Source organism: Pseudoxanthomonas sp. JBR18, from assembly GCF_028198165.1.
GTDB lineage: Bacteria > Pseudomonadota > Gammaproteobacteria > Xanthomonadales > Xanthomonadaceae > Pseudoxanthomonas_A.
Genome location: NZ_CP116339.1, coordinates 1,577,888 through 1,599,590, shown reverse-complemented (window position 1 = coordinate 1,599,590; position 21,703 = coordinate 1,577,888). Strand labels below are relative to the sequence as shown.

The 21,703-nt window shown below is 67.4% G+C and carries 23 protein-coding genes and 1 pseudogene; 13 read left to right on the top strand and 11 right to left on the bottom strand.

Annotation, left to right across the window (positions count from 1 at the left end):
- Window positions 1-41 precede the first annotated feature (41 nt).
- Entirely contained in the window at window positions 42-1,073 is a 1,032-nt protein-coding gene (locus tag PJ250_RS07285; RefSeq protein WP_271647919.1) for an energy transducer TonB, read from the top strand.
- Between the two features lie 79 nt (window positions 1,074-1,152).
- On the opposite strand, the gene PJ250_RS07280 is transcribed toward PJ250_RS07285, so the two are convergent.
- The 7 genes and pseudogenes from PJ250_RS07280 to PJ250_RS07250 form a co-directional block, all read right to left on the bottom strand.
- Window positions 1,153-2,334: an ABC transporter permease gene (locus PJ250_RS07280; protein ID WP_271647918.1), complete on the bottom strand. Its 1,182-nt coding sequence runs from the start codon at window positions 2,332-2,334 to the stop codon at window positions 1,153-1,155.
- Window positions 2,331-3,077 carry an ABC transporter ATP-binding protein gene (locus tag PJ250_RS07275; RefSeq protein WP_271647917.1) on the bottom strand — a complete coding sequence of 249 codons (747 nt, stop codon included), beginning with the start codon at window positions 3,075-3,077 and terminating at the stop codon, window positions 2,331-2,333. Before PJ250_RS07275 ends, PJ250_RS07280 begins: the two co-directional genes overlap by 4 nt.
- Complete coding sequence (locus PJ250_RS07270) at window positions 3,074-4,534, bottom strand: alpha/beta hydrolase (protein WP_271647916.1); 1,461 nt, start codon at window positions 4,532-4,534, stop codon at window positions 3,074-3,076. The genes PJ250_RS07275 and PJ250_RS07270 overlap by 4 nt, the downstream gene beginning before the upstream one ends.
- Window positions 4,535-4,624: 90 nt before the next feature.
- A complete protein-coding gene (locus tag PJ250_RS07265; RefSeq protein ID WP_130534184.1) occupies window positions 4,625-4,819 on the bottom strand; it encodes a type II toxin-antitoxin system RelB family anti-toxin in 195 nt (64 codons plus the stop codon).
- Window positions 4,816-5,442: a hypothetical protein gene (locus PJ250_RS07260; RefSeq protein WP_271647915.1), complete on the bottom strand. Its 627-nt coding sequence runs from the start codon at window positions 5,440-5,442 to the stop codon at window positions 4,816-4,818. Before PJ250_RS07260 ends, PJ250_RS07265 begins: the two co-directional genes overlap by 4 nt.
- Window positions 5,443-5,487: 45 nt before the next feature.
- The gene (locus PJ250_RS07255; protein ID WP_271647914.1) at window positions 5,488-5,850 is read right to left on the bottom strand and encodes a hypothetical protein; all 363 of its coding nucleotides are present in this window, start codon (window positions 5,848-5,850) and stop codon (window positions 5,488-5,490) included.
- 87 nt (window positions 5,851-5,937) lie between these two features.
- A pseudogene (locus PJ250_RS07250) lies at window positions 5,938-6,737 on the bottom strand (ferredoxin--NADP reductase).
- Between the two features lie 53 nt (window positions 6,738-6,790).
- On the opposite strand from PJ250_RS07250, the gene PJ250_RS07245 reads away from it, so the two are divergent.
- From PJ250_RS07245 to PJ250_RS07225, 5 genes are all read left to right on the top strand, one after another.
- A complete protein-coding gene (locus PJ250_RS07245) occupies window positions 6,791-7,756 on the top strand; it encodes an ABC transporter ATP-binding protein (protein ID WP_271647912.1) in 966 nt (321 codons plus the stop codon).
- Entirely contained in the window at window positions 7,753-8,556 is an 804-nt protein-coding gene (locus PJ250_RS07240; protein ID WP_271647911.1) for an ABC transporter permease, read from the top strand. The genes PJ250_RS07245 and PJ250_RS07240 overlap by 4 nt, the downstream gene beginning before the upstream one ends.
- A 99-nt stretch (window positions 8,557-8,655) precedes the next feature.
- Window positions 8,656-9,684 (top strand): OmpA family protein, encoded by a 1,029-nt coding sequence (locus tag PJ250_RS07235; protein ID WP_271647910.1) that lies wholly within the window; start codon window positions 8,656-8,658, stop codon window positions 9,682-9,684.
- A gap of 95 nt (window positions 9,685-9,779) precedes the next feature.
- Window positions 9,780-10,715: a 2-dehydropantoate 2-reductase gene (panE, locus tag PJ250_RS07230; RefSeq protein ID WP_271647909.1), complete on the top strand. Its 936-nt coding sequence runs from the start codon at window positions 9,780-9,782 to the stop codon at window positions 10,713-10,715.
- A 67-nt stretch (window positions 10,716-10,782) separates the two neighbouring features.
- The gene (locus PJ250_RS07225; protein ID WP_271647908.1) at window positions 10,783-11,292 is read left to right on the top strand and encodes a hypothetical protein; all 510 of its coding nucleotides are present in this window, start codon (window positions 10,783-10,785) and stop codon (window positions 11,290-11,292) included.
- A gap of 18 nt (window positions 11,293-11,310) precedes the next feature.
- On the opposite strand, the gene PJ250_RS07220 is transcribed toward PJ250_RS07225, so the two are convergent.
- Window positions 11,311-12,105, bottom strand: coding sequence for a TatD family hydrolase (locus PJ250_RS07220; RefSeq protein ID WP_271647907.1), 795 nt, complete (start codon window positions 12,103-12,105; stop codon window positions 11,311-11,313).
- A 70-nt stretch (window positions 12,106-12,175) separates the two neighbouring features.
- Here PJ250_RS07220 and hrpB point away from each other — a divergent pair, with 70 nt between their 5' ends.
- Both hrpB and PJ250_RS07210 read left to right on the top strand, forming a co-directional pair.
- Complete coding sequence (hrpB, locus tag PJ250_RS07215) at window positions 12,176-14,680, top strand: ATP-dependent helicase HrpB (protein ID WP_271647906.1); 2,505 nt, start codon at window positions 12,176-12,178, stop codon at window positions 14,678-14,680.
- A gap of 102 nt (window positions 14,681-14,782) precedes the next feature.
- Complete coding sequence (locus PJ250_RS07210) at window positions 14,783-15,202, top strand: hypothetical protein (protein WP_271647905.1); 420 nt, start codon at window positions 14,783-14,785, stop codon at window positions 15,200-15,202.
- 117 nt (window positions 15,203-15,319) lie between these two features.
- Here the strand turns inward: PJ250_RS07210 and PJ250_RS07205 are convergent, their stop codons facing one another.
- Window positions 15,320-15,862, bottom strand: coding sequence for a pseudouridine synthase (locus PJ250_RS07205; RefSeq protein WP_271647904.1), 543 nt, complete (start codon window positions 15,860-15,862; stop codon window positions 15,320-15,322).
- Between the two features lie 155 nt (window positions 15,863-16,017).
- On the opposite strand from PJ250_RS07205, the gene PJ250_RS07200 reads away from it, so the two are divergent.
- The 3 genes from PJ250_RS07200 to PJ250_RS07190 all read left to right on the top strand — a co-directional run bounded on the left by PJ250_RS07200 (window position 16,018) and on the right by PJ250_RS07190 (window position 19,149).
- On the top strand, window positions 16,018-16,665 hold the full coding sequence (locus tag PJ250_RS07200; RefSeq protein WP_271647903.1) for a hypothetical protein: 648 nt from the start codon (window positions 16,018-16,020) through the stop codon (window positions 16,663-16,665).
- A gap of 382 nt (window positions 16,666-17,047) precedes the next feature.
- Window positions 17,048-17,566 carry a hypothetical protein gene (locus PJ250_RS07195; RefSeq protein WP_271647902.1) on the top strand — a complete coding sequence of 173 codons (519 nt, stop codon included), beginning with the start codon at window positions 17,048-17,050 and terminating at the stop codon, window positions 17,564-17,566.
- 20 nt (window positions 17,567-17,586) lie between these two features.
- Window positions 17,587-19,149 carry a phospholipase effector Tle1 domain-containing protein gene (locus PJ250_RS07190; RefSeq protein WP_271647901.1) on the top strand — a complete coding sequence of 521 codons (1,563 nt, stop codon included), beginning with the start codon at window positions 17,587-17,589 and terminating at the stop codon, window positions 19,147-19,149.
- 11 nt (window positions 19,150-19,160) lie between these two features.
- Here PJ250_RS07190 and PJ250_RS07185 read toward each other — a convergent pair whose 3' ends face one another.
- Both PJ250_RS07185 and PJ250_RS07180 read right to left on the bottom strand, forming a co-directional pair.
- Window positions 19,161-19,415: a DUF2164 domain-containing protein gene (locus PJ250_RS07185; RefSeq protein ID WP_271647900.1), complete on the bottom strand. Its 255-nt coding sequence runs from the start codon at window positions 19,413-19,415 to the stop codon at window positions 19,161-19,163.
- A 3-nt stretch (window positions 19,416-19,418) separates the two neighbouring features.
- Window positions 19,419-20,240: a class I SAM-dependent methyltransferase gene (locus PJ250_RS07180; RefSeq protein WP_271647899.1), complete on the bottom strand. Its 822-nt coding sequence runs from the start codon at window positions 20,238-20,240 to the stop codon at window positions 19,419-19,421.
- Between the two features lie 136 nt (window positions 20,241-20,376).
- Between PJ250_RS07180 and PJ250_RS07175 the strand changes: the two genes are divergently transcribed.
- Window positions 20,377-21,339: an aldo/keto reductase gene (locus PJ250_RS07175; protein WP_271647898.1), complete on the top strand. Its 963-nt coding sequence runs from the start codon at window positions 20,377-20,379 to the stop codon at window positions 21,337-21,339.
- 106 nt (window positions 21,340-21,445) lie between these two features.
- On the top strand, window positions 21,446-21,589 hold the full coding sequence (locus PJ250_RS07170; RefSeq protein WP_271647897.1) for a hypothetical protein: 144 nt from the start codon (window positions 21,446-21,448) through the stop codon (window positions 21,587-21,589).
- Window positions 21,590-21,703 lie beyond the last annotated feature (114 nt).

Sequence of the window (21,703 nt, the reverse complement as noted above, 5' to 3'; positions counted from 1 at the left end):
AGGCATTCGTCAAGAAGTGCGCACCCAGGGGAAATCACCAGATGTCCAAGCACACACCGACCGCTCTGCGGCCCGTGGCAGCGTTCTCGCTGCTCGGTCTGTTGGCGGCTTGTTCGCCGAAGCAGCCGGAGACCGCGACGGGGGAGGCAGCCAGCACGCCGACCGCAGCGCAGACCTCATCCACGCCTGCCCCGGCCGATGCCACCCGCCCCGCCGCCGAGGCCTCCACCCAGGTCAAGGCGATGAGCGTCGACGACCTGCGCGAAGCCGCGCGCAAGGCACTCAGCGAAAACCGTATCTACGCGCCGGGCGGCGACAACGCCGTGGAGTACTACCTGGTCCTGCGCGACAAGCAGCCCGACGATGCGGCCACCGCCAGCGCATTGACCGACCTGATGCCCTACACGGTCATTGCCGCCGAGCAGAGCATCAACCGCAAGGACTTCGGCGAAGCCGAGCGTCTGGCCGGGCTGATCGCCAAGGCCGATCCCAAGGCGCCGTCGCTGCCGCGCCTGACCCATGCCATCGAGGCCGGGGAGAAGCTTGCCGCCCAGCAAGTGGTCAGCGACGAGGCCAAGGCCAAGGCCGCGGCTGAAGCCAAGACCAAGGAGACTCAGCGCTTGGCCGAACAGGCGGCACAGCAGAGGCAGGCTGCCGCGGCGCTGGCCGCTCAGCAGGCGCAACAGGCCGAACAGGAGCGTCAGGCCGCGGCTGCCCGTGCCGCCGAAGCGCAGCGGACCGCCCAGCAGAAACAGCCCGCCACTCCAGCACCCCAGCCCGCACCACCGCCGCCGGCCCCGGTGGCCGCCGCCCAGGCCGCGCAGGAACTGCGCATCGTCAGTGCGCCGGCGCCGCGCTATCCGCCCGACGCCTTCCGCGCCGGGACCAGTGGCGAGGTGGTCGTGGAGATCACCGTCGGCCCGGACGGGTCGGTGTCCAATGCCCGCGTGGTCCGGGCCACGCCCACGCGCGTGTTCGATCGCGAGGCGATCAACGCCGTGCGCCGTTGGAAGTTCGAGCCGATCGGCAGCACCATGACCACGCGGCGCACCATCGTGTTCAAGCCGGGCTGAGGCGCCGCGCACCGCGCCGATCAACGCAAAGGGCCGGGGAATTCCCCGGCCCTTTTTTGTTCCCCAGTCCGATGCGCTGTCAGCCGGAGATGGCCAACTGCTCGCCCCGGTAGCGTCGCACCGCCAGCAGCCACATCACCGCGGCCAGGCCGAAGCTCGCGCCCAGGTAGATGGCCCACTGGACCACGCTGACCACCTCGCCACGGACCACCTTGAGGATGAGCTGGTTCTGCGCCAGGAACGGCACGGCGAACTGCCACAGCTGGGTCTTGACCGGATTCACCATCAGAATGATCGAAGGCAGCATCGGCAGCAGCATGAGATAGCTCATGTGGCTCTGCGCCTCCTTCATGCTCTTGGCCGTGGCCGACAGGAAGGTCAGCAGGGTGGTGCCGATGAAGACCATCGGCATCAGGATCAGCAGCAGCACCACGATCGTGCCGAAGCTCACCACCAGCTGCCGCCCCACGGTGGGCGAAAAGACCGCCGCCAGCTTGAAGCCGAGCAGGGTCAGCGCCAGCGACAGCAAGGCCACCGCGCACGCCGCGGCGACCTTGCCGCTGACCACCGCGCCGCGTGCGGCCGGCGTGGCCAGCAGCGGTTCCAGCGACTGCCGCTCGCGCTCGCCCGCGGTGCCGTCCATGATCAGATAGGCGCCACCGATGAACGCACTGAGGATCAGCAGGTAAGGCAACAGGATACCGACCAGGCGCCCGCGCTTGGCGGCCTCGGAGGCCATGTCGGTATCGCTGATCTGCAGCGGCGCGGCGGCGGCGGGACTAACGCCGCGGGACAGCAGGCGCAGCGCACCGACCTGACCGTTGTAGGCGCCAAGCAATGCCTTCAACCGCTTGACCGGCACCTCGGCGTTCTGTCGGGTCGAGTCGCTGAGGATTTCCACCGGGGCCGGCTCGCTCTTGCGCCACTTCTCGCCGTAGTCATCGCCGATGCGCAGGATCACATCGGCCCGCTGCGAGCCGATGGCATCGGCCACGTCCTTGGGTGCCGGCTTGATGGCCACGTTCTGGCCTTCCAGCCAGGCCACCAGGTTGGGGGCGTTGTCGCGGCCGATCACCGGCAGGTCCAACGGCTTGTCGGTGAGGTCGTTGATCCGGTGCTCGGTCAGGGTGAAGATCCCGATCAACAACACGGGCACCAGGATCGGGCTCAAGCCCAACGACAGCATCACGGTACGACGGTCGCGGAAGAAGTCCTTGAGCTCCTTGCGCATCACGACCCACAGTGTCTTCAGACTGTTCATGCCAGCAGGCCCTCCTCAGAACCGATCGCCTTGACGAAGGCCTCCTCCAGGTTGTCCTCGCCGTAGAGCGCGCGCAGCTCGTCCGGCGTACCGGCGGCCACCACGGTGCCCTTGGCGATGATCACGATGCGATCGCACAGCGCGGCGACCTCCTGCATGATGTGGCTGGAAAACACCACGCAGCGCCCTTCGCCGCGCAGCTGCTTGAGGAATTCGCGCAGGCCGCGGGTGGTCATCACGTCCAGGCCGTTGGTGGGTTCGTCCAGGACCACGTTGCGCGGGTCATGCACCAGGGCGCGGGCGATGGCGGTCTTGGTGCGCTGGCCTTGGCTGAAGCCCTCGGTGCGGCGGTCGATGAAGTCCTGCATGTTCAGCGCCTGCACCAGGCGCTCGGTGCGTGCATCGATGGTGGCCTTGTCCAGCCCGTGCAGCGCGCCGAAGTAGGCGATGTTCTCGCGCGCGGTCAGGCGCTTGTAGACGCCACGCGCATCGGGCAGCACGCCCAGGGCGCGGCGTGCGGCTTCCGGGTCGGCGGCCACGTCCACGCCGTCGACCAGCACCTGGCCGCTATCGGGCTGCATCAGGGTGTAGAGCATGCGCAGGGTCGTGGTCTTGCCGGCGCCGTTGGGGCCGAGCAGACCGGTGATCTGGCCATCGGCAGCGGTGAAGTCCACCCCGCTGACGGCCTTGACCTCGGTCTTCTTGGTCTTGAAGGTCTTGTGCAGGTTCTGCAGGGTGATCATGGATCCCATCCATAGAAGCCGGTGAACGGCGGGGTATAGGTCAGCTTGTCCAGGCAGCTGGCATCCAGCGCCTTGGGATCACGCTTGTCGAGGAATTCGCCCAGCAGCTGCGGCGTGCAGCCCACCGCGATCACGTTGTGACCCTGGCCCTTGAGCACCAGGTGGCGGGCATTGGGCAGCGCCTTGGCCACCTCGTTGCCGTAGCGTGGCGGGGTGACCGGATCGAACTCACCTGAAAGCAGCAGCGTGGGCACGTCGGCGGACAGCGGCTTGCGGAAGTCGGCCGCGCGCGTGCCCTTCGGCCACACCGCGCATTGCGCCTTGAGCGCATCGACCATCGTATTGCCCAGCAGCGAGCCGTCCTGGGTCGGATCCTCCTTGAGCTCGTCGGCATCTTCGGCGCAGATCACCGACAACTGCATGCCCATGGCCATCGCATCGGAGAGCGAACCGCCGATCATGCTGGCCGTGGCCGCCAGGGTGTCGTAGCGCCCCTGCGCGGCTTCGGCGAACTGCAGCGGCAAGGTGGCCGACATCAGCGGCATGTAGGCGGACATGCGCACCAGCATCGCCACGTCGCCGGCATGCAGGGTCTCGTGGCGTGCCTGGCCGGTGACGGGGTCGCGGAAATCCACCTCTGGCGGCGCGTCCTTCAGGGTGCGCATCAAGGCATTGAGCCGCTCACGCGGATCCCCCAGCTTGGCGGTGCAGCCCGGCGTCTTGGCGCAGCGGCCGAACTGCAGGTCCAGCGCGTCCTCCAGGTTCTTGGCGAACTCATTGCCCAGCACCAGCGAGTTGGGCACCACGCCATCGAGCACGACCGCCCGGGTGTGAGTCGGATAGGTGGCCGCATATTGCTGCGCCACGCGCGTCCCGTAGGACACGCCGACCAGGTCGATGGTGTCCGCGCCGATCGCCTGGCGCACGGCGTCCAGATCGGCGATGGCATCGCCGGTGGTGTAGTCGCGCAGGTCGGCCTTCTTTTCCAGGATCTGCATGCAGGTCCGCGCATAGTCAGCAGCGCCCTGTGCGGTGTCGGTGTTCAAGGCCTTCTCAGGCTCGGGGCACTGCAGCGGATTGGAGCCGCCGGTGCCGCGCTGATCGACCAGGATGATGTTGCGCAGCTTGGTGACCTTGGCGAAGGCCGGTTGCACCTGCGGATAGCTGTCCAGCGCCGATTGCCCGGGGCCGCCGGCAATCATGAAGACCGGATCGGGCGCGGCCGAGGCGTCCTGCTCGGCGGGGATCCAGCCGATGCGCAGGCCGATCTTGCGGCCCTGGGGGGCTTTGGCATCCTCCGGCACCTGCAGGGTGGCGCACTGCGCCTCCACCACCGTGGGCATCAGCGGGCTGCTGAGCGCACAGGGCTTGAATTCCAGTTTCCCCAGGGTCCTGGCCTGGGCCGCGGGCGCGCAGGCGGCCAGAAGCAGGACGGGAAACCACCATCGTTGCTGCATGGGACTCTCTCCTTGGTAGATCACGATCCGGTGTTGGATGCTGACATGACGCCGCGGACCGGCAGATGTGACAGAAGGCCCGGCCGCGGATTACGGCTCGAACAGAAAGATCGCCTCGATCGGCTCCCCGAACAGCCGGGCGATCTGGAAGGCCAGCGGCAGGCTGGGGTCGTACTTGCCCGTCTCGATGGAATTGATGGTCTGGCGCGAAACCCCCAGGCGCTCCCCCAGCGCCGCCTGCGACCAGCCCCGTGCCTCGCGCAGTTCGCGCACGCGGCTGTTCACAGGTACTTCCGCATCAAGCGGACGTAGAAGCCGGTGCGCACGATCAACAGCCAGACGCCCAGCCACAGTAACGCGTTGCTGGCATCCACATGGACCACGCCGGCCTTGAGCAACACCCAGGCGGCGAAGTAGACCTGCGCCACCACCAGCGCCGCCCACGCCCAGCTTTCCATCTCGATCTTGCGCATCAACTCGTCCAGCTGGCGCAGGTGCAGCACCATGGCCGCGGTATACAGGCCCATGGCCAGCAGCGGCAGCAGGCCCAGGCCGATGACCGTGGCCGGCGTGGCCGCGTGCGGCACCGCCCACCGCGCCAGCACCAAGGTGGCCACGTAAAGCGCCACCGCGGCCCAGGACAGCCAGGCCACGCGCCTGTCACGTGCACAGCCCGACTCGCGCGTCTCCAACAGCTGGAAGTAGGTACGGCGCGCGGCTGGCACGGCCAGCACCAGCAGCACAACGGCGAACACGCTGGCCATGCCGGCGGCCATGCCGCGCATCGTTTCGTGCTGGGAGGCAGGCAGCAGGCCCGGCACAAACGCGAAGATCGCACTGAGCACCACGCAGGCCGCGATCAGTGGCAGGCGCCAGCGCAGCGAGCGGGGGGGACGGATGTCATTCACGGGAGGTCATCCGAAGGGCAGGGAGACGGGTGAACAACAGGTCCATCAACGGCGCGCCCGTGCGAAGGTGCGCTGCAGTGCATGCGCAATTCCGAGCCACCGGCCGCGCCTGCGCAGCTGGAGCAGAACCGGCATCAGGACGATCACAGCAGCGAGCAAGGCACCAAAGCGCAGCGCGTCTGCGTGGCTTCCGCTCAGCCATGCGTCCAGGAAGGCCGCCAACACCAAGACGAGCGCCGACCACTTGCTTGCATGCCAGATGGCCACGCCACGTGCAGTTTGCATGCGTTGCGGCGCATGCGCCGCATGGCGCACCAGATAACCCGTCGAAGCCAGCTTGATGGCGCCCGCGGCAAGCGCAAGCCCGACCAGGACTTGATGGAGATGGAGTGTGCTGCCGGAGAGCATGTGCGGAAGATCGCCGTGTCAAGGAAAGTTGACACCATCCTGCACGCCGCTCTCTGCGCGTGTCAAGTGTGCTTTACATGTCGCCGACTACTTCGAACTGACGTACTTCTCGCGACGGACCTGCGGGACCGGCAGGCCGGCCTCCTTCAGCGCCTCGAAGCAGGCATCGACCATGTCCGGATTGCCGCACAGGTAGGCGATATCGCGGGCCGGGTCCGGTGCAATCTCCGGCAGAACCTGCTGCACGTAGCCGTGGCGCATCTCCGGATGGGCCTGGCCGGGCAGGCCGCGCGACAGGCAGGGCAGGTAACGGAAGCCCGGATGCGCATCGGCAAAGGCGCGGAACTCGTCGTGGTAGAGCATCTCCTGCACCGTTCGTGCGCCCTGCAGCAGGACCACCTCGACCTCGCGCGTGGACATCAGCGCGTCCAGCGCGGGCAGCATCGAGCGATAGGGCGTCACGCCGGTGCCGGTGGCGATGAGCACGTAACGTGCGTTCTGGTCACCGGGCTGCAGGCAGAACCGTCCGAATGGCCCGCTGGCCTGGATCGTCTCGCCGATCTCCAGGCCCTCGAACAAGGCCGTCGCCGCACCCCCAGGCACATAGCTCACCGCGATCTCGACCTGGGGATCGGCGGTGGCGTCCGGCGCGCGGACGTTGGCGAGCGAATAGCTGCGCCGCGTCGCGGTCCCATCGGCATAGTCGAAATGCACCTGCAGGAACTGCCCGGCGGTGAAGGCAAACGGCTGCCCGTCATCGCGCGCGAACACGTAATGGCCCACACTCGGCGCGATCATGCGCCGTTCGACGAGCTTGAGCGGAAACTGGACGATGGCCAAGGCGATGGAACGGTGTGATGCCCGGGCGCGCCGGACGGGACGCCTATAATAGGCGGTCGACTGTCAAGCGGGCCGCGGCGCCCGCGCAAAGGCCTCTTTCATGACTGTTTCCCCCGCCGCCGGCACGGTGCCGGCGCTGTCCATCGTCGATCTCACCAAGCGCTACGACAACGGTGTAGAGGCGCTCAAGGGTGTATCACTCAATGTCGAGCCCGGCGATTTCTTCGCTCTGCTCGGTCCCAACGGCGCGGGCAAGTCCACCACCATTGGCATCGTCTCCTCGCTGGTGAACCTGACCTCCGGCTCGGCCAAGGTGTTCGGCGTGGACATCAACGCCGACCGCGGCGCGGCCATGCAGCTGATTGGCTTGGTGCCGCAGGAAATCAACTTCAACCTGTTCGAAAAGCCCTACGACATCCTGGTCAACTATGCCGGGTTCTACGGCATTCCCCGCGCGGAGGCCGGTCCGCGGGCCGAGGAAGAGCTCAAGCGCGCGCAGCTGTGGGACAAGGCCTTCCTGATGAGCCGCACCCTGTCTGGCGGCATGAAGCGCCGGCTGATGATCGCCCGCGCCATGATGACCCGTCCGCGCCTGCTGATCCTGGACGAGCCGACCGCCGGGGTGGACATCGAGATCCGCCGCGGCATGTGGAAGACGCTCAAGGACATCAACGCCGCCGGCACCACGATCATCCTGACCACGCACTACCTGGAAGAGGCCGAAAGCCTCTGCCGCAACCTGGCCATCATCAACCACGGCCGCATCGTCCAGCAGGGCCCCATGCGCGCGCTGCTGGCGCAGCTGGACGTGGAAGGCTTCCTGCTGGACATCGATGGCGAACTGCCCGCGCAGCTGCCACAGATCGAAGGCGCCGTGCTGATCGCGGCCGATCCGCACACCCTGGACCTGGACATGCCGCGACAGATGGATCTCAACCGCGTGTTCGCTGCGCTGGCCGATGCCGGCATTCGCGTGCGCTCGATGCGCACCAAGTCCAACCGGCTGGAGGAGCTGTTCGTGCGCATGACCGCCACGCCCGCCACCGCCCAGGAGGCCACCGCATGAATTCCCAACAGCTGGCGCCAAGCCCAAGCAACACCCAGCGCAACCTGACCGCGCTATGGACCATCGCCCGCCGCGAAGTGGCGCGCATCCTGCGCATCTGGGGCCAGACCCTGGTGCCGCCGGCAATCACCATGACCCTGTACTTCTTGATCTTCGGCGGGCTGATCGGCTCGCGCGTGGGCGACATGGGCGGCTTCACCTACATGCAGTTCATCGTGCCGGGCCTGGTGATGATGAGCGTCATCCAGAACAGCTACGGCAACATTTCCTCCAGCTTCTTCGGGGCCAAGTTCGGCCGCCACGTCGAGGAGCTGCTGGTCAGCCCGATGCCCAACTGGGTGATCCTGCTGGGGTACGTGGCCGGCGCGGTGCTGCGCGGGCTGATGGTTGGCGCCATCGTGCTGGTGATCGCGATGTTCTTCACCCCGGTGCGCGTGCCGCATCCGCTGGTGACGCTGACCACCGTGCTGCTGGGCGCGACCATCTTCTCGCTGGCCGGTTTCGTCAACGCCGCCTACGCGCGCAAGTTCGACGACATCGCCATCGTGCCGACCTTCATCCTGACCCCGCTGACCTACCTGGGCGGCGTGTTCTATTCGGTCAAGCTGCTGCCGGGCTGGGCTGAGGCCGCCACGCATCTCAACCCGATCTTCTACATGGTCAACGCCTTCCGCTACGGCCTGCTAGGCACCTCGGACGTGCCGCTGTGGGTGGCCTACACCCTGATGCTGGGCTTCGTGGTCGCGCTGGGCGCGTTGGGCCTGTGGCTGCTCAAGCGCGGCGTGGGCTTGCGTAGCTGAGATCCGCCCAGCGCCGCGCGTCCTGGACGCACGGCCTGTCAGTGCCGCGCCGCAGCGCACTACACTTGCCGGCCATCCCCAAAGGCAAAGGAGTGCGACATGAGGCAACTGGTCATGACCATGGCGGTGCTGGGCGGCGCGTTGGCGCTGGCCGCGTGCAAGCCGCAGCGCCCGCCAGCACAGGACGTTGCCGCACCCGCGGCCAGTGCACCGGCCGAGCCGGCCTCTGCCGCGTCGAAGGACACCGCGCTGCCTGCCGCCAAGCCCTTCGATCCAGCCAGCCTGCCCGTGTCGACCGTGGCGCTGGGGGAATTTCCCTATCTCAGGCTGCCGGATGGCTATCAGCCGACCAACAAGACCGAACAGGCGGACTTTGATCAAGTGCCGCTGTGGACCGGCGATCGACTTGAACCCGTCGAGGGAAAGATCTGGTGGAGCGGCGTCAGTGCAGTCGATGGCAAGACGTTTTCCCCCCTGGAGCTGATCCGCAACATCGAGCGTGCCGTCACCATGATGGGCGGTCAGAAAATCTTCGACGGAAACATTCCCGACGAAGCGAAGGACAAGCTCCAGTCCTGGCCCGGCGAGCCGCTCGTGCGGTTCAACGATGGCCTGGGCAACGTGCTGGGCAACCAGGTCGAGGTCTTCGTGGTCCATCGTGCCGACCGAGACATCTGGATCAATCTGGCCAGCTATCAGTTCGGCGCCGGCTTGGTCATCGCCGAGACCAAGCCGCTCCAGATCACTGCAGGTCTTTTGCCGGCGGCGGAGATGAAGGCGCAGATCGACAAGGCCGGCAAGGTCGCGTTGCGCGTCAACTTCGCCACCGACAAGACCGACATCCTGCCCGACTCGCAGCCGCAGATCGCCCAGGTGGTGCAGCTGCTCAAGGATGACCCCGCCTTGCAGCTGGCGGTGAACGGCTATACCGACAACACCGGTGACCCGGCGCATAACACGCACCTGTCCGAAGGCCGGGCCAAGGCCGTCGTGGCCGCCGTGACGGCTCAGGGAATCGACGCCTCGCGCTTGAGCGCGGCCGGCTTCGGTGATGCCGATCCGGTCGCCGACAACACGACCGAAACGGGCAAGGCCCAGAACCGGCGCGTGGAACTGGTCAAGCGCTGAGCATGATGTGTGGTGGCCCGCTGTGTTGAACACAGCAGGTCGCCCTGGCCGCCGTTGCGTGATTCCATGGGAGTCCCCTACAGCAAGGCACGTGCATGCGCATTCTGGTTCTTGGCGCCGGTGGGACCGGCGGGTATTTCGGTGGGCGACTGGCCCAGGCCGGTGTGGACGTGACCTTCCTGGTGCGGCCGGCGCGGGCGGCCCAGCTGCAACGCGATGGGCTGGTGGTCCGCAGCCCGCTGGGCGATGCACAGTTCCCGGTGGCACATGTCACCGCCGATGCGCTGCCTGCGCTGGCGGCCGAGCAGCCGTTCGACCTGGTCCTGCTGAGCTGCAAGGCCTATGACCTGGACAGCGCGATCGACGCCATCGCTCCGGCCGTCGGTCCGCACACCGCCGTCCTGCCGATCCTCAATGGCCTGCTGCATTACGCCGCGCTGGATGCGCGCTTCGGCGCGGACCATGTGCTGGGTGGGCTGTGTTTCATCAGTGCGACGAAGGGCGAGCGCGGCGAAGTGCTGCACCTGGGCAAGCGCGCTTCGCTCACCTTCGGCGAGCGGCACGGCGCAGCCGATGCACGGCTGCAGGCCCTGGCCCGCACCTGCCAGCAGGCGGGCGTGGACTACGAATACCGCACGGATATCGCGGTGGCGCAATGGACCAAGTACAGCTTCCTCACCGCGCTGGCGGCGGCGACGTGCCTGATGCGCGGCAGCATCGGCCAGATCGTGGCCAGCGAGGGCGGGCACGACTTCATGACCGGTCTATACGGGGAGTGCCTGGAGGTGGCCGATGCGTCTGGCTCGCCGATTCCGGAAAGCGCCCGGGCCGCGATGCTGGAACTGCTGACCCAGCCCGATTCCCCGCTGAGCGCCTCGATGCTGCGCGACCTGCAGAGCGGCCAGCGCGTGGAGGCGGCGCATATCGTGGGCGACATGGTCCATCGCGCCGCGCATGCGGGTTTGCGCACGCCGCGCCTTGAAACCGCCTGGATCCATCTGCAGGTGTTCCAGGCGGCGGCTGCCCGCTGAGGTCTTCGCGCGGCGGTGACGCTGCACTGCCGATGCTCCGACGCCAAGATCGGCGTGGAGCACGGCAATGAAGGCGTTCGAGAAGGTGTTTCTGATCGGCCACGTGGCCGTGATCGCGCTGTTCGTGCTGTGCGGCGTGGGCCTGATGTGGATGGCCGGCGCCGAGCTGCTGCACGCCTTCCAGCAAGATGTGGAAAACACCCGCGCGCGCTTCAATCTGGTGCTGGAATGCATCGGCCTGCTGACCATCGCGCTGGTGTCGATGGAGCTGGCCCAGACCATCTTCGAAGAAGAGGTGATGCGCGACGTCAAGGTCAGCGGGCCGACCCGTGTGCGTCGCTACCTGTCGCGTTTCATGGTGGTCGTCGTGATTGCGCTGTCGATCGAAACGCTGGTCATGACCTTCGAACTGGTCCACGAGGACCCCAGCAAGTTGCCCTATGCAGGGGCCATTGGCCTCGCCGCCGCGGCGTTGCTGATCGCCTGGGGCGTGTTCGTCAAGCTCAACTGCGCCGCCGAAGCGCTGGAGCCCGAAGCCATGGAAGACGCCAAGCGCGAAGATGACGAGGTGGAGTGAGCCGATGCCGGTGCCGCGCTAGGCGGCCGGCAGTCCGAAGAACGTCCGCGCCGTCTCCATGGTGTGCGTGGCCGTGACCGCCAGTGCCTCACCACGATCACGCGCCACTTCCTCGGCGATGTGGGCCAGGAACGCCGGCTCGTTGCGACGATCCTTCGGCAGGGGCTTGAGCGTACGCGGTAGCAGATAGGGCGCGTCGGTCTCGATCATCAGCCGGTGCGTCGGGATATGCGGCACCAGCTCGCGCAGGTGCGCGCCGCGGCGCTCGTCGCACAGCCAGCCGGTGATGCCGATGTGCCAGTCCTGGTCAAAATAGTCGAACAGCTCCTCGCGGGTGCCGGTGAAGCAATGCACCACGGCCGGCGGCAGCTGGCCGTCGAACTGCTTCATCACCGCCATGAAGTCTTGGTGGGCATCGCGCTGGTGCAGGAACAGCGGCTTGCCGGTGTCCACCGCGGTCTGCAGTTGGCGCTCGAACGCCCTGCGCTGCGCCGGGCGCGGGGAGAAGTCGCGGTTGTAATCCAGGCCGCATTCGCCCACCGCGACGACTTCGGGCTGGGAGAGCAAGGCGCGCATTTCGGCATCGCACTCCTCGGTGTATTCCACCGCGTGGTGCGGATGCACGCCGGCGGTGGCGAACAGGAACCCCGGATGCGCGCGTGCCAGTTCCAGCGCCTTGGGCGAGTGCTCGCGGCTGGCGCCGGTGACCACCAGCTGGGCCACGCCGGCCTCGCGTGCGCGCTGTAGCACGGCGTCGCGGTCGCGGTCGAAGGAATCGTGAGTGAGGTTGGCGCCGATATCGATGAGCTGCATGCAGGGCGAAACGTGACGTGGGGTGCCCAATTGTAGGGCGTCGGCGCCACGCCCCTTATCCTTGTGCGCAATGTCCGCGCCGTCCTTTCCCATTTCCCCGCTGCTGCCGCAGATCACCGCGTCGCTGGCCACGCATCCGCGCCTGGTGCTGGAAGCGCCGCCCGGCGCCGGCAAGACCACCCAGGTACCGCTGGCCCTGCTCGACGCGCCGTGGCGGGAGGATCGCAGGATCGTGATGCTCGAACCACGCCGCGTGGCCGCGCGCGCGGCCGCCGGCTTCATGGCCAAGCAGCTGGGCGAGGCGGTCGGTGAGACCGTCGGCTATCGCATCCGCTTCGAGAACAAGGTCGGGCCGCGCACGCGGATCGAAGTCGTCACCGAAGGCATCCTGACCCGCATGCTGCAGGACGACCCACTGCTGGAAGACGTTGGCGCGCTGCTGTTCGATGAGTTCCACGAACGCCATCTGGCCGGTGACCTCGGCCTGGCCCTGGCGCTGGACGTGCAGGCCGGCCTGCGCGAAGACCTGCGCATCGTGGTGATGTCGGCAACGCTGGATGGCGAGCGCCTGTCGCAATGGCTGGACGCCCCGCGCCTGACCAGCGCCGGCCGCAGCTTTCCCGTGGCGGTGTCGCACTTCCCCGCGCGTCGCGAAGAAGCCCTGGAGTCGCAGGTACGCCGCGCGGTCGAACAGGCGTTGGCTGAGCAGCCCGGCGACCTGCTGGTGTTCCTGCCCGGCCAGCGCGAGATCGGCCGCGTTGAGGCCGCGCTGGGCCACAGCAGCGCGCTGGGCGAGGTGCGCGTGCTGGCCCTGCACGGTGAGCTGCCGGTCGAGCGCCAGTCCGAAGTCCTGCAGCCCGATGCGGACGGTCGCCGCCGCGTGGTACTGGCCACCAATGTGGCCGAATCCTCCGTCACCCTCCCCGGCGTGCGCGTGGTGATCGACAGCGGCCTGGCGCGCGAGCCGCGCTTCGACCCCAACAGCGGCTTCTCGCGGCTGGATGTGGTCCACATCGCCCAGGCCTCGGCCGACCAGCGTGCCGGCCGCGCCGGGCGTGTGGCCGAAGGCGTCGCCTGGCGACTGTGGCCTGCCTCGCAGCGGCTGGAGCCGCAGCGCCGTCCGGAACTGGCCCAGGTGGAACTGGCCTCGCTGGCGCTGGAACTGGCGGCCTGGGGCAGCGATGCCCTGCGCTTTCCCGATGCACCGCCGGCTGGCGCCCTGGCCGCCGCGCGCGACCTGCTGCGCAAGCTGGGTGCGCTGAGCGACGCCGGCACCATCACCGAGACCGGCCGCAGGATGCTGCGCCTGGGCACCCATCCGCGCCTGGCGGCCATGCTGCTGGCTGCACCGGCCGGTCCGCAGCGTGCAGCAGCGTGCGATCTGGCCGCACTCATCGAGGCGCGCGATCCGCTGCGCCAAGCCGGCGACGGCCTGGCCGCACGTTGGCGTGCGCTGGCCGCATTCAGCGGCGGGCGCGTGCCCGGCGATGCGCATCGCGGCGGCCTGGCGGCCATCGATGCCGCCGCCAGGCAATGGCGTCGCCGGGTGCGCGAGGATGCCGTCGCGCCACGCGAACTGGACGCGCACGTCCTGGGCGACCTGCTCGTCCACGCTTTTCCCGATCGCATCGGTTTCCGCCATGCCAACGATCCGCTGCGCTATGCCCTGAGCAACGGCCGCACCGCGCGCCTGTTCGACGACAGCACGCTGCGCGGCGAGCCGTGGATCGTGGCCAGCGAACTGCGTTTCGAAGCGCGCGATGGCTTGATCCTGCGCGGTGCGCCGGTGGACGAAACGGCGTTGCGCGACGCCTTTCCCGCGCGGTTCTCCATTGGCGACCACGTGCGCTGGGATGCGGAGCGGCGGGCGCTGGTGGCGCAGCGCGAGTCGCGCTTCGATGCGATCGTGCTGGATGCACGACCGGCCGGTCGGGTCGACCCGGCGCAGGCCGCCGACGCGTTGACCGCGGCGGTGCGCGAGCTCGGCATCGACGCGCTGCCCTGGACCGAAGGCCTGCAGCAGTGGCGCGCCCGGGTGCGCAATCTGCGGCGGTGGATGCCCGAGCTGGACCTGCCCGACCTGTCCGACGCGACCTTGCTGGACACGCTGGATGACTGGCTCAAGCCCGCGTTCGCCGGTAAGACCCGACTGGATGCCCTGGACGAAAGCGAACTGGGCGAAGCCCTCCGGTCTGGGCTGGACTGGTCGTTGCGCCAGCGCATCGACGCACTGGCACCCACGCGCATCATCGTGCCGTCCGGCCTGGAGCGCCGCATCGACTATGGGGTGGAGCACGACGGCAGCCCGCGCGCACCGGTGCTGGCGGTCAAGCTGCAGGAGCTGTTCGGCCTGGGCGACACCCCGCGGATCGCCGACGGTCGCGTGGCGCTGACCCTGCATCTGCTCTCGCCCGGCGGCAAGCCGCTGCAGGTCACCCAGGACCTGCGCAGCTTCTGGGCCAACACCTACGCCGAGGTGCGCAAGGAAATGAAGGGGCGCTATCCCAAGCATCCCTGGCCCGATGACCCCTGGAGTGCAACGGCCACGCACCGGGCCAAGCCACGCGGCACCTGACGGGCCGGTTCAGCTTGCGGAAGGCTGTGCCCGTGCCCGCACACGCCTTGTCCACACACCCGGGGCGAGACTGAACTTCTTCCATCCTCACGGGGCCCGGCAATGAGCAAGCTTTCCAATATCAGCGACCGCGCGCTGGAAACCGCGTTGGACTTGGTCCACCAGGCAAGCGGCGGTCTGCGCAGTGCGGGCAGCAGCGTGCGCGACATGATCCCGTCGCGTCGCTCCAAGACGCAGAAATTCATCCGCAACAGCGCCGCCATCGGCGCGGTGCGCACAGGCAGCAAGGCCGCCGGCACGTTCGTCAAGCGCAATCCGGTGGCTGTCAGCGCCGTGGCGGCAGTGGGCGTTGGTTTGCTTGGGTATGCCGTGTTCCGGCGCTACAAACAGAAGCAGGCGCAGGCGATCGAGAGCACCTCGCGCCGCCTTGAGCCGGCGACCACGCGTGGCAACGCGGGCGTGCGTGCAGCCCGGGCCACCCGCTATACGCGGGCGGCGCCGAAGGCCCCGACCGACGCCTGATCATCGCAACTGAGTCCTCGACCACGCCGCTTCGCCACCGCGGGGCGACGTGGTCGAGCCAGTGTCATGACCATCCCGGCGCCCCGCCTAAGCGGGGCGTTGTGCTGTGCAGAGCCGCTAGGACTGCTCGAAGCGCCACTCACCGGGCTGGAGTTTGCCGAGTGCCACTTCGCCCATGGACGCGCGCACCAGGCGTAGCGTGGGCAGGCCGACGGCTGCGGTCATGCGTCGCACTTGCCGGTTGCGTCCCTCGTTGATGGTCAGCTCCAGCCAGGCATCGGGCACGGTCTTGCGCATGCGCACCGGCGGGTCGCGCGTCCATAGCGTGGGGGGCTCGGCCAGCAGGCGCACGTGCGCCGGCCGGGTCAGGCCGTCCTTCAGCTGCACACCCTGCTGCAGGGCCTGCAGCTGCGGCTCGCTGGGCGCGCCCTCCACCTGCACCAGATAGGTCTTGGGCTGCTTGTGGCGTGGATCGGTGAGCCGGTGGGCCAGCGCGCCGTCATCGGTGAGCAGCAACAGGCCTTCACTGTCGTAGTCCAGTCGTCCGGCGGCGTACACGTCCTTTGGCAAGCCGAACCCGGCCAGCGTGCGCCGTGGCGGATCGCTGCGGTCGGTGAACTGGCACAGGACATTGAAGGGCTTGTTGAAGGCAATCAGCACGCGCTGCGGGCTCGGTGGGACGGGCGCCGCATTATCGGTCAAGGCCAGGGGCGTGGATTTGACCTGTACGTGGAAGGCTCCTAGCGTTGCTTCCCGGCTCGGAGAAGCCCGCACCTCGCGCCCCTTCGGCGCCAGGGATGTTTCGAAGGATTGGGATGACCTGCATGTATCAATCGACGAAAAGAAGCGCTGCGCGCGCCAGCCCGCCAGCATGGTGTGCATCGCGGGTGTTCATCGCCGGTCTGTTGATAATCGCTGCCTGTCAGTCGGAAAGCTACGCGCGGACCGCTTACGCGTCTAAGTCTGCATCCAGCAATACGCTGCCCCTGCGCTTCAAACGACACAACTTCGACGCGTACTGTTACAACACCCTGGATTGCCAAGTCGTTTACGACGGCACGAATCACACGCGCACTTCGACCGGCCAGCGCTCTGGTCCACCCCCTTCGGCCAATGACAAGGAGCGAACCTGGGGAGGAGCCTCGTATCTGGACGTCAAGAACTTCCCCGCGCCTGCGCAGCTGAAATGGACTTCGCTCGACGGGCAGACGCACGAAGACAGCATTGATCTGAGCAAGATCTTTGCCAACGAACGCGTGCTGTACTCCGTGCCGGATGCGCAGATTCCCGACCATAGCTTCGAAGGTCCGGCCGGCGAACCCAATATCTTCATCGAGGTCAACGACCGAACGGTTTCGGTCTACATGAAGATGCTGATCCCGACCAAGGAACCACAGATTCCGGGAAACGCGAACAGCTATTTCCGCGATGACCTCATCAAGGCGTGGAGCAGGACGTACTGAAGCAGCGGGATCCGTCCCGATGTGGCGGGCGCCGATGTCTGGCAGCGGTGAGGCGCGCGGATTCGATAGACATGATGCGGTGATCAAGTGGCGGCCTCCATCACAGCGTCTGCCATTGACCCTTCGCCGTCGACGCTTTAGCTTTCCTTGGCGTCCAGGAACGACGCACGTCGTCACACCGGCCGCACGCTTTCGCCAAGGATCTCCAATGGCTCCGATCGATTCGACATCATCGCTTCACAGCACTGCTGCCCTGCCCATGCATCTGCGAGCACGCAGGGTCGGGCAAGGTGATGAACAGTGCTCGCGGAGATCCTCCAGTGTGTTCTTACGGACCGCCGCGCTCGCGCTGACCGCGGCTCTCACAGGATGTCATGCCACCATGCCCGCATACGCCGAGACCATGCCAAATCAATCCACCAGCGCTCAATGGCCATTGCGCTTCAAGCGCCACGCGTTTGATGCGTTCTGCTACAACACCCAGCGTTGTTCGGTCCTCTACAACGGCATGAACGTCACGGCGATGGATGTCGATCAGCCGAGCGCGGCGCCTCCAAGCACGAATTATCGGGAGCGTTGGCCGCGCGCCTCGGTGTTGGGCATCCAGAACTTTCCGCCGCCGGCACAGGTCCGTTGGACCGCCTTGGATGGCACCCAGCATCAGGCGCAGGTGGACATTGCCGCGCTCTTCGGCGATGAGCTGGTTCGCCACCACGTGAGCCGGGACGATTACGCGGAGGGGTCCTTTGGCGGTAGTGTGGATATCGTGCTTGAAGTGAACGATCACACGCTTTCCCTGTTTACCCGCGCGTTTCTGGCGACGAAGCAGGAGCAGATCCCCGGGAACCCGCGCAGTCACTTCCGTAATGACCTCGTTGAGGTCTGGCACCAGAATTACTAGGACGCGGGGAGGCCAAGGAGATGGCGGAAGACCACAAGCGCGCAAACGATGGACTGCTGGAGGACGGGGTGTCCTTTCGTCCGGCCAATGCCGGGGACATGGAGCGCTTTTCCAGCGCGGGGCGGGCCCTAGCTGACTTCCCCGCGCCGATCCTGGTGCATCGTAAAAGCCCTGACGAAAAGCTGTTTGTCGCAGCATTCGATGGCACCGGCAACGACGCGATCCACGATCCGGAACATGCGACCAACGTTGCGCTGATCAGGGCGCAACTCATGAAGGCCCAGCGCTTGGGCCAGGAGTCCATCGGCGTCGGGTATGTCGCCGGTCCCGGGACCCAGGACAACTTCCTCGAACGGACCCTGGACGGCGCACGCGGTTACACATACCACGCGCGCACGGAAGACATGTATCGCCAGCTCATCGAGCAGGCCGCGCAGTGGAAGTTGGAAAATCCCAACGCGCAGATCCGTGTCGCCGACATCGGCTTCAGCCGCGGCGCCGAGCAGGCGGCGGGGTTCTCGCGTCTGGTGGATGAGCGCGGCATCCAGGATCCGTCCGGGGCGCGCTATGAGCGCGACAGCGATGGCCAGATCAAGGGCGTCACCTACACCAAGCCGCCGCTGGTCGCGCCGGGGCAGGTGGCGCAGGCGGTGGGGCTGTTCGACCCGGTGGGCACGGGCGATCCGGTCAAGCATCAGGATCGACGCCTGCCGCCTTCGGTGATCTCCGGCTTCCAGCTGATCTCCGAGGATGAGCGGCGCGGTCTGTTCAAGTCCACGCACATCATCGATCCGGGGCAGACAGCCGATGGACGCTTCCTGGGCGTCTATGTGCCGGGTGCGCATTCGGATGTTGGCGGGGGCTATCACCGCGACGGGCTGTCCACGCGCAGCGGCAATCTGATGATCGACTACCTCAACGCGCTCAGCGACCGGCCCTACCTGGACAAGCGCCCGGTGATGGACGACCCGCGCCGCGATGTCATCCACCGCTCCGAGGAAGGCATGCTGATCTACCGGATCGGCAGCAAGGTCGACCGGCTGCAACCGGAAGGCTACGTGGAGCGGCTGGTCCCCAAGCGCGAGGTGGACAAGGTGCCCGACGCCTACAACGCCGAGCCGGTCGATGCGGCCCTGCGCGCTCGCTTCGAGCGCCAGGCGGTCGGCGTCGGTGTCCCGGTGCCGGCGCCCACGTCCAGCGACCTGCGCCCCGCGCCGGTCCCGGCGTCGCCCACCGCTGGCATGGCCCATGCCGATGCCGCGCTCTACCAGGCCCTGCGTGCGCAGCTGCCCGCCACGATGGCCGATGAGCGGGTCATGCAGGCCACCGTGCAGGCGCGCCGCGAAGGCATCGTGTCGGGGGCGCTGGGCGGCGCGGTCGAGCGCGAAGGTCGCCTGTGGGTGGTCGGCACCACGACCGGTTACCGCGCGCAGATCGACCTGTCGCAGCCGGCTCCGCCGATCCAGGAATCCATGCGCCAGCTGCAGTCGCTTGCGCCGGCCCAGCACACCAGCGCACCGCAACAGGCGCTGGGGCAACCCGAGTCACCGAGCCAGGCGCCGCCGGTCCGCGGCGGCCCCTGACCGGCCTGGGGTCAGCGCGGGAACTCGGTCGGCATCTCCAGTTGCACGATCGCCTCGTTGAGGTCGTCCAGACGCGACGACACCGCGGCCTGGGCGTCGTACAGACCCCGGTTGTAGAAGTACCCGCCGATTTCACCGGTGAAGAAATCCAGCAGGAATTCGGCATCGAAGCGGCCGATCTCCTGACGCAGCTCCTGGTCGAAATACAGCTGGATGCGCCGAACGATGGCGGCCTTCTCTTCGGTGCTGAACTGGATCTGCGCCATCGCTCAGGGTTTGACGAACTTCAGCGTCATTCGGTCGCTTTCGCCGATGGCCTGGAACTTGGCGTCCTCGGCCTGCGCGTGGCGATTGGTCGGCGGCAGGGTCCACACGCCGCCCGGATAGTCCTTGGTGTCGCGTGGATTGGCGTTGACCTCGCTCTGGCCGGCCAGCTTGAAGCCGGCGCCCGTCGCCAGGGCGATCACCTGCTGCTGGCCGACGTAGCCGCTCTTGTCATCGTCGGCGACGTCGTCCTTGGCCCGGTGCTCGACCACGCCCAGCGTGCCGCCGGGCTTGAGCACGGCAAAGAACGCCTTGAACATCGCCTCGGCGTTGTCGGACATGCGCCAGTTGTGCACGTTGCGGAAGGTCAGCACCACGTCGGCCGAGCCGGCCGGGCCGAACACCGGGGTGGCCGGAGCGTAGCCCACGATCCGCGCGCCGGAGAACTGCGCCGGTGCCGCGTCGAAGCGGGCCTGCAGGCTGTCCCGGGATTTTTGCTGGTAGGCCCGCGATCCCTCGGCCACCGCCGCCGGGTCGACCACCGCCGCCACGTAGTGGCCGGCGTCTTTCAGGTACGGGGCCAGGATCGCCGAATACCAGCCGCTGCCGGGCGTGATCTCCACGACGGTGTCGCTGGGCTTGATGCCGAAGAAGGCCAGCGTCTGCGCCGGATGGCGGTAGCGGTCGCGAGCGGTTTCATCGGCGGGGCGCCAGGGCCCGTCCACCGCCGCCTGCAGCGAGGCCGAAGCGGGGGTGGGGGTCTGTGCCGGGAGGCTGGTCGGAGCTATCAGCGCGCACAGCGCGAAGGCCGCGAGTGATCGTCGCATGACCCGTTTCCTTCAAAAGATGGTGGGATCCGAAGCTAGCACGCAAGGGCGCGTCAGACCTTGCATGCACGTCAGGTTAAACGCAGGCGTCTTACGGTGAGCGGTGTTGCTTCCCCCCGTTGCAAGGAGATCCTTCATGTCCAAGCCTATCCAGCGTCCCCTGGGCGCCTCTGGCATCACCGTGGCGCCTCTGGCCCTCGGCGGCAATGTGTTCGGCTGGAGCGTCAAGGACGCGGCCGGCGCCGGCAAGCTGCTCGATGCCTTCGTCGAGGGCGGCTTCAACCTGATCGACACCGCCGATGTGTATCCCGCCTGGGTGCCGGGCAATCGAGGGGGTGAATCCGAAGCACTGATCGGCCAGTGGCTCAAGACCAGCGGCAAGCGCGACCAGGTGGTGCTGGCGACCAAGGTGGCCAAGTGGGGGGAGCGTCCGGGCCTATCGCCGGACAATATCGAGGCAGCGGTCGACGATTCCCTGCGTCGCCTGCAGACCGATTACATCGATCTCTACCAGGCCCATGAGGACGACACCTCCATCCCACTCGAGGCGACCCTGGGCGCATTCTCCAGGTTGATCCAGAAGGGAAAGGTGCGCGCCATCGGTGCCTCCAACTACAGCGCCGAACGCCTGGCCGAAGCGTTCAAGGTTTCCCAGGAGCAGGGTTTGCCGCGCTACGAGAGCCTGCAGCCGGAGTACAACCTCTACGATCGCGCCGGCTACGAGGACGAACTGGAGCCGCTGGTGAAGGCCGAAAACATCGCGGTCATCAGCTATTACGCGCTGGCCAGCGGCTTTCTCAGCGGCAAGTACCGACAGGAAAGCGACGCCGCCAAGAGCGCCGCGCGCGGCGCGCAGGTCGTCAAGCGCTATCTCAACCCGCGCGGCAAGGCGATCCTGGCCGCCCTGGACGAGGTGGCGGCCGCGCAGCGGGCCACCCTGGCCCAGGTCGCACTAGCCTGGCTGATGGCGCGCGATTCGGTCACCGCCCCGATTGCCAGCGCCAGCAACGTCGAGCAGCTGCAGGACATCATGAAGGCGGCCGCCCTGCAGCTCACTGCCGACCAACTCCAGGCTTTGGACCAGGCCAGCGCGGGTTGATGTCCCGTCATGATCCAGGGCGCGCGGCCTCCACCGCGCGCTTACCCGGCGCGCGCGAGAGTGCCTGCGGCCGTCCGGCCGTGCATGGGCGGCGATGGAGGTCGCCATGCCCACACCCCGCACCGAACCGACACCGTCCGACCCGGGCGAACTGCCGCGCCTGCCACCCGGCGCGCAGGAGCGACCCGCTCCGATCCAGGCCGGCGACCCGCCCGCCACCGATCCCGACAATCCTGGCCAGCTTCACTGAACACGCCCGCCGGGCTCGACAGACGAGGCGGAGCAGTTCAGATTTCCATGCTTGCCAGCCCACGGGGCTTGGCATCGACGGAGCGTGGCTTAGAATGTATGTAAACGTTTTCAC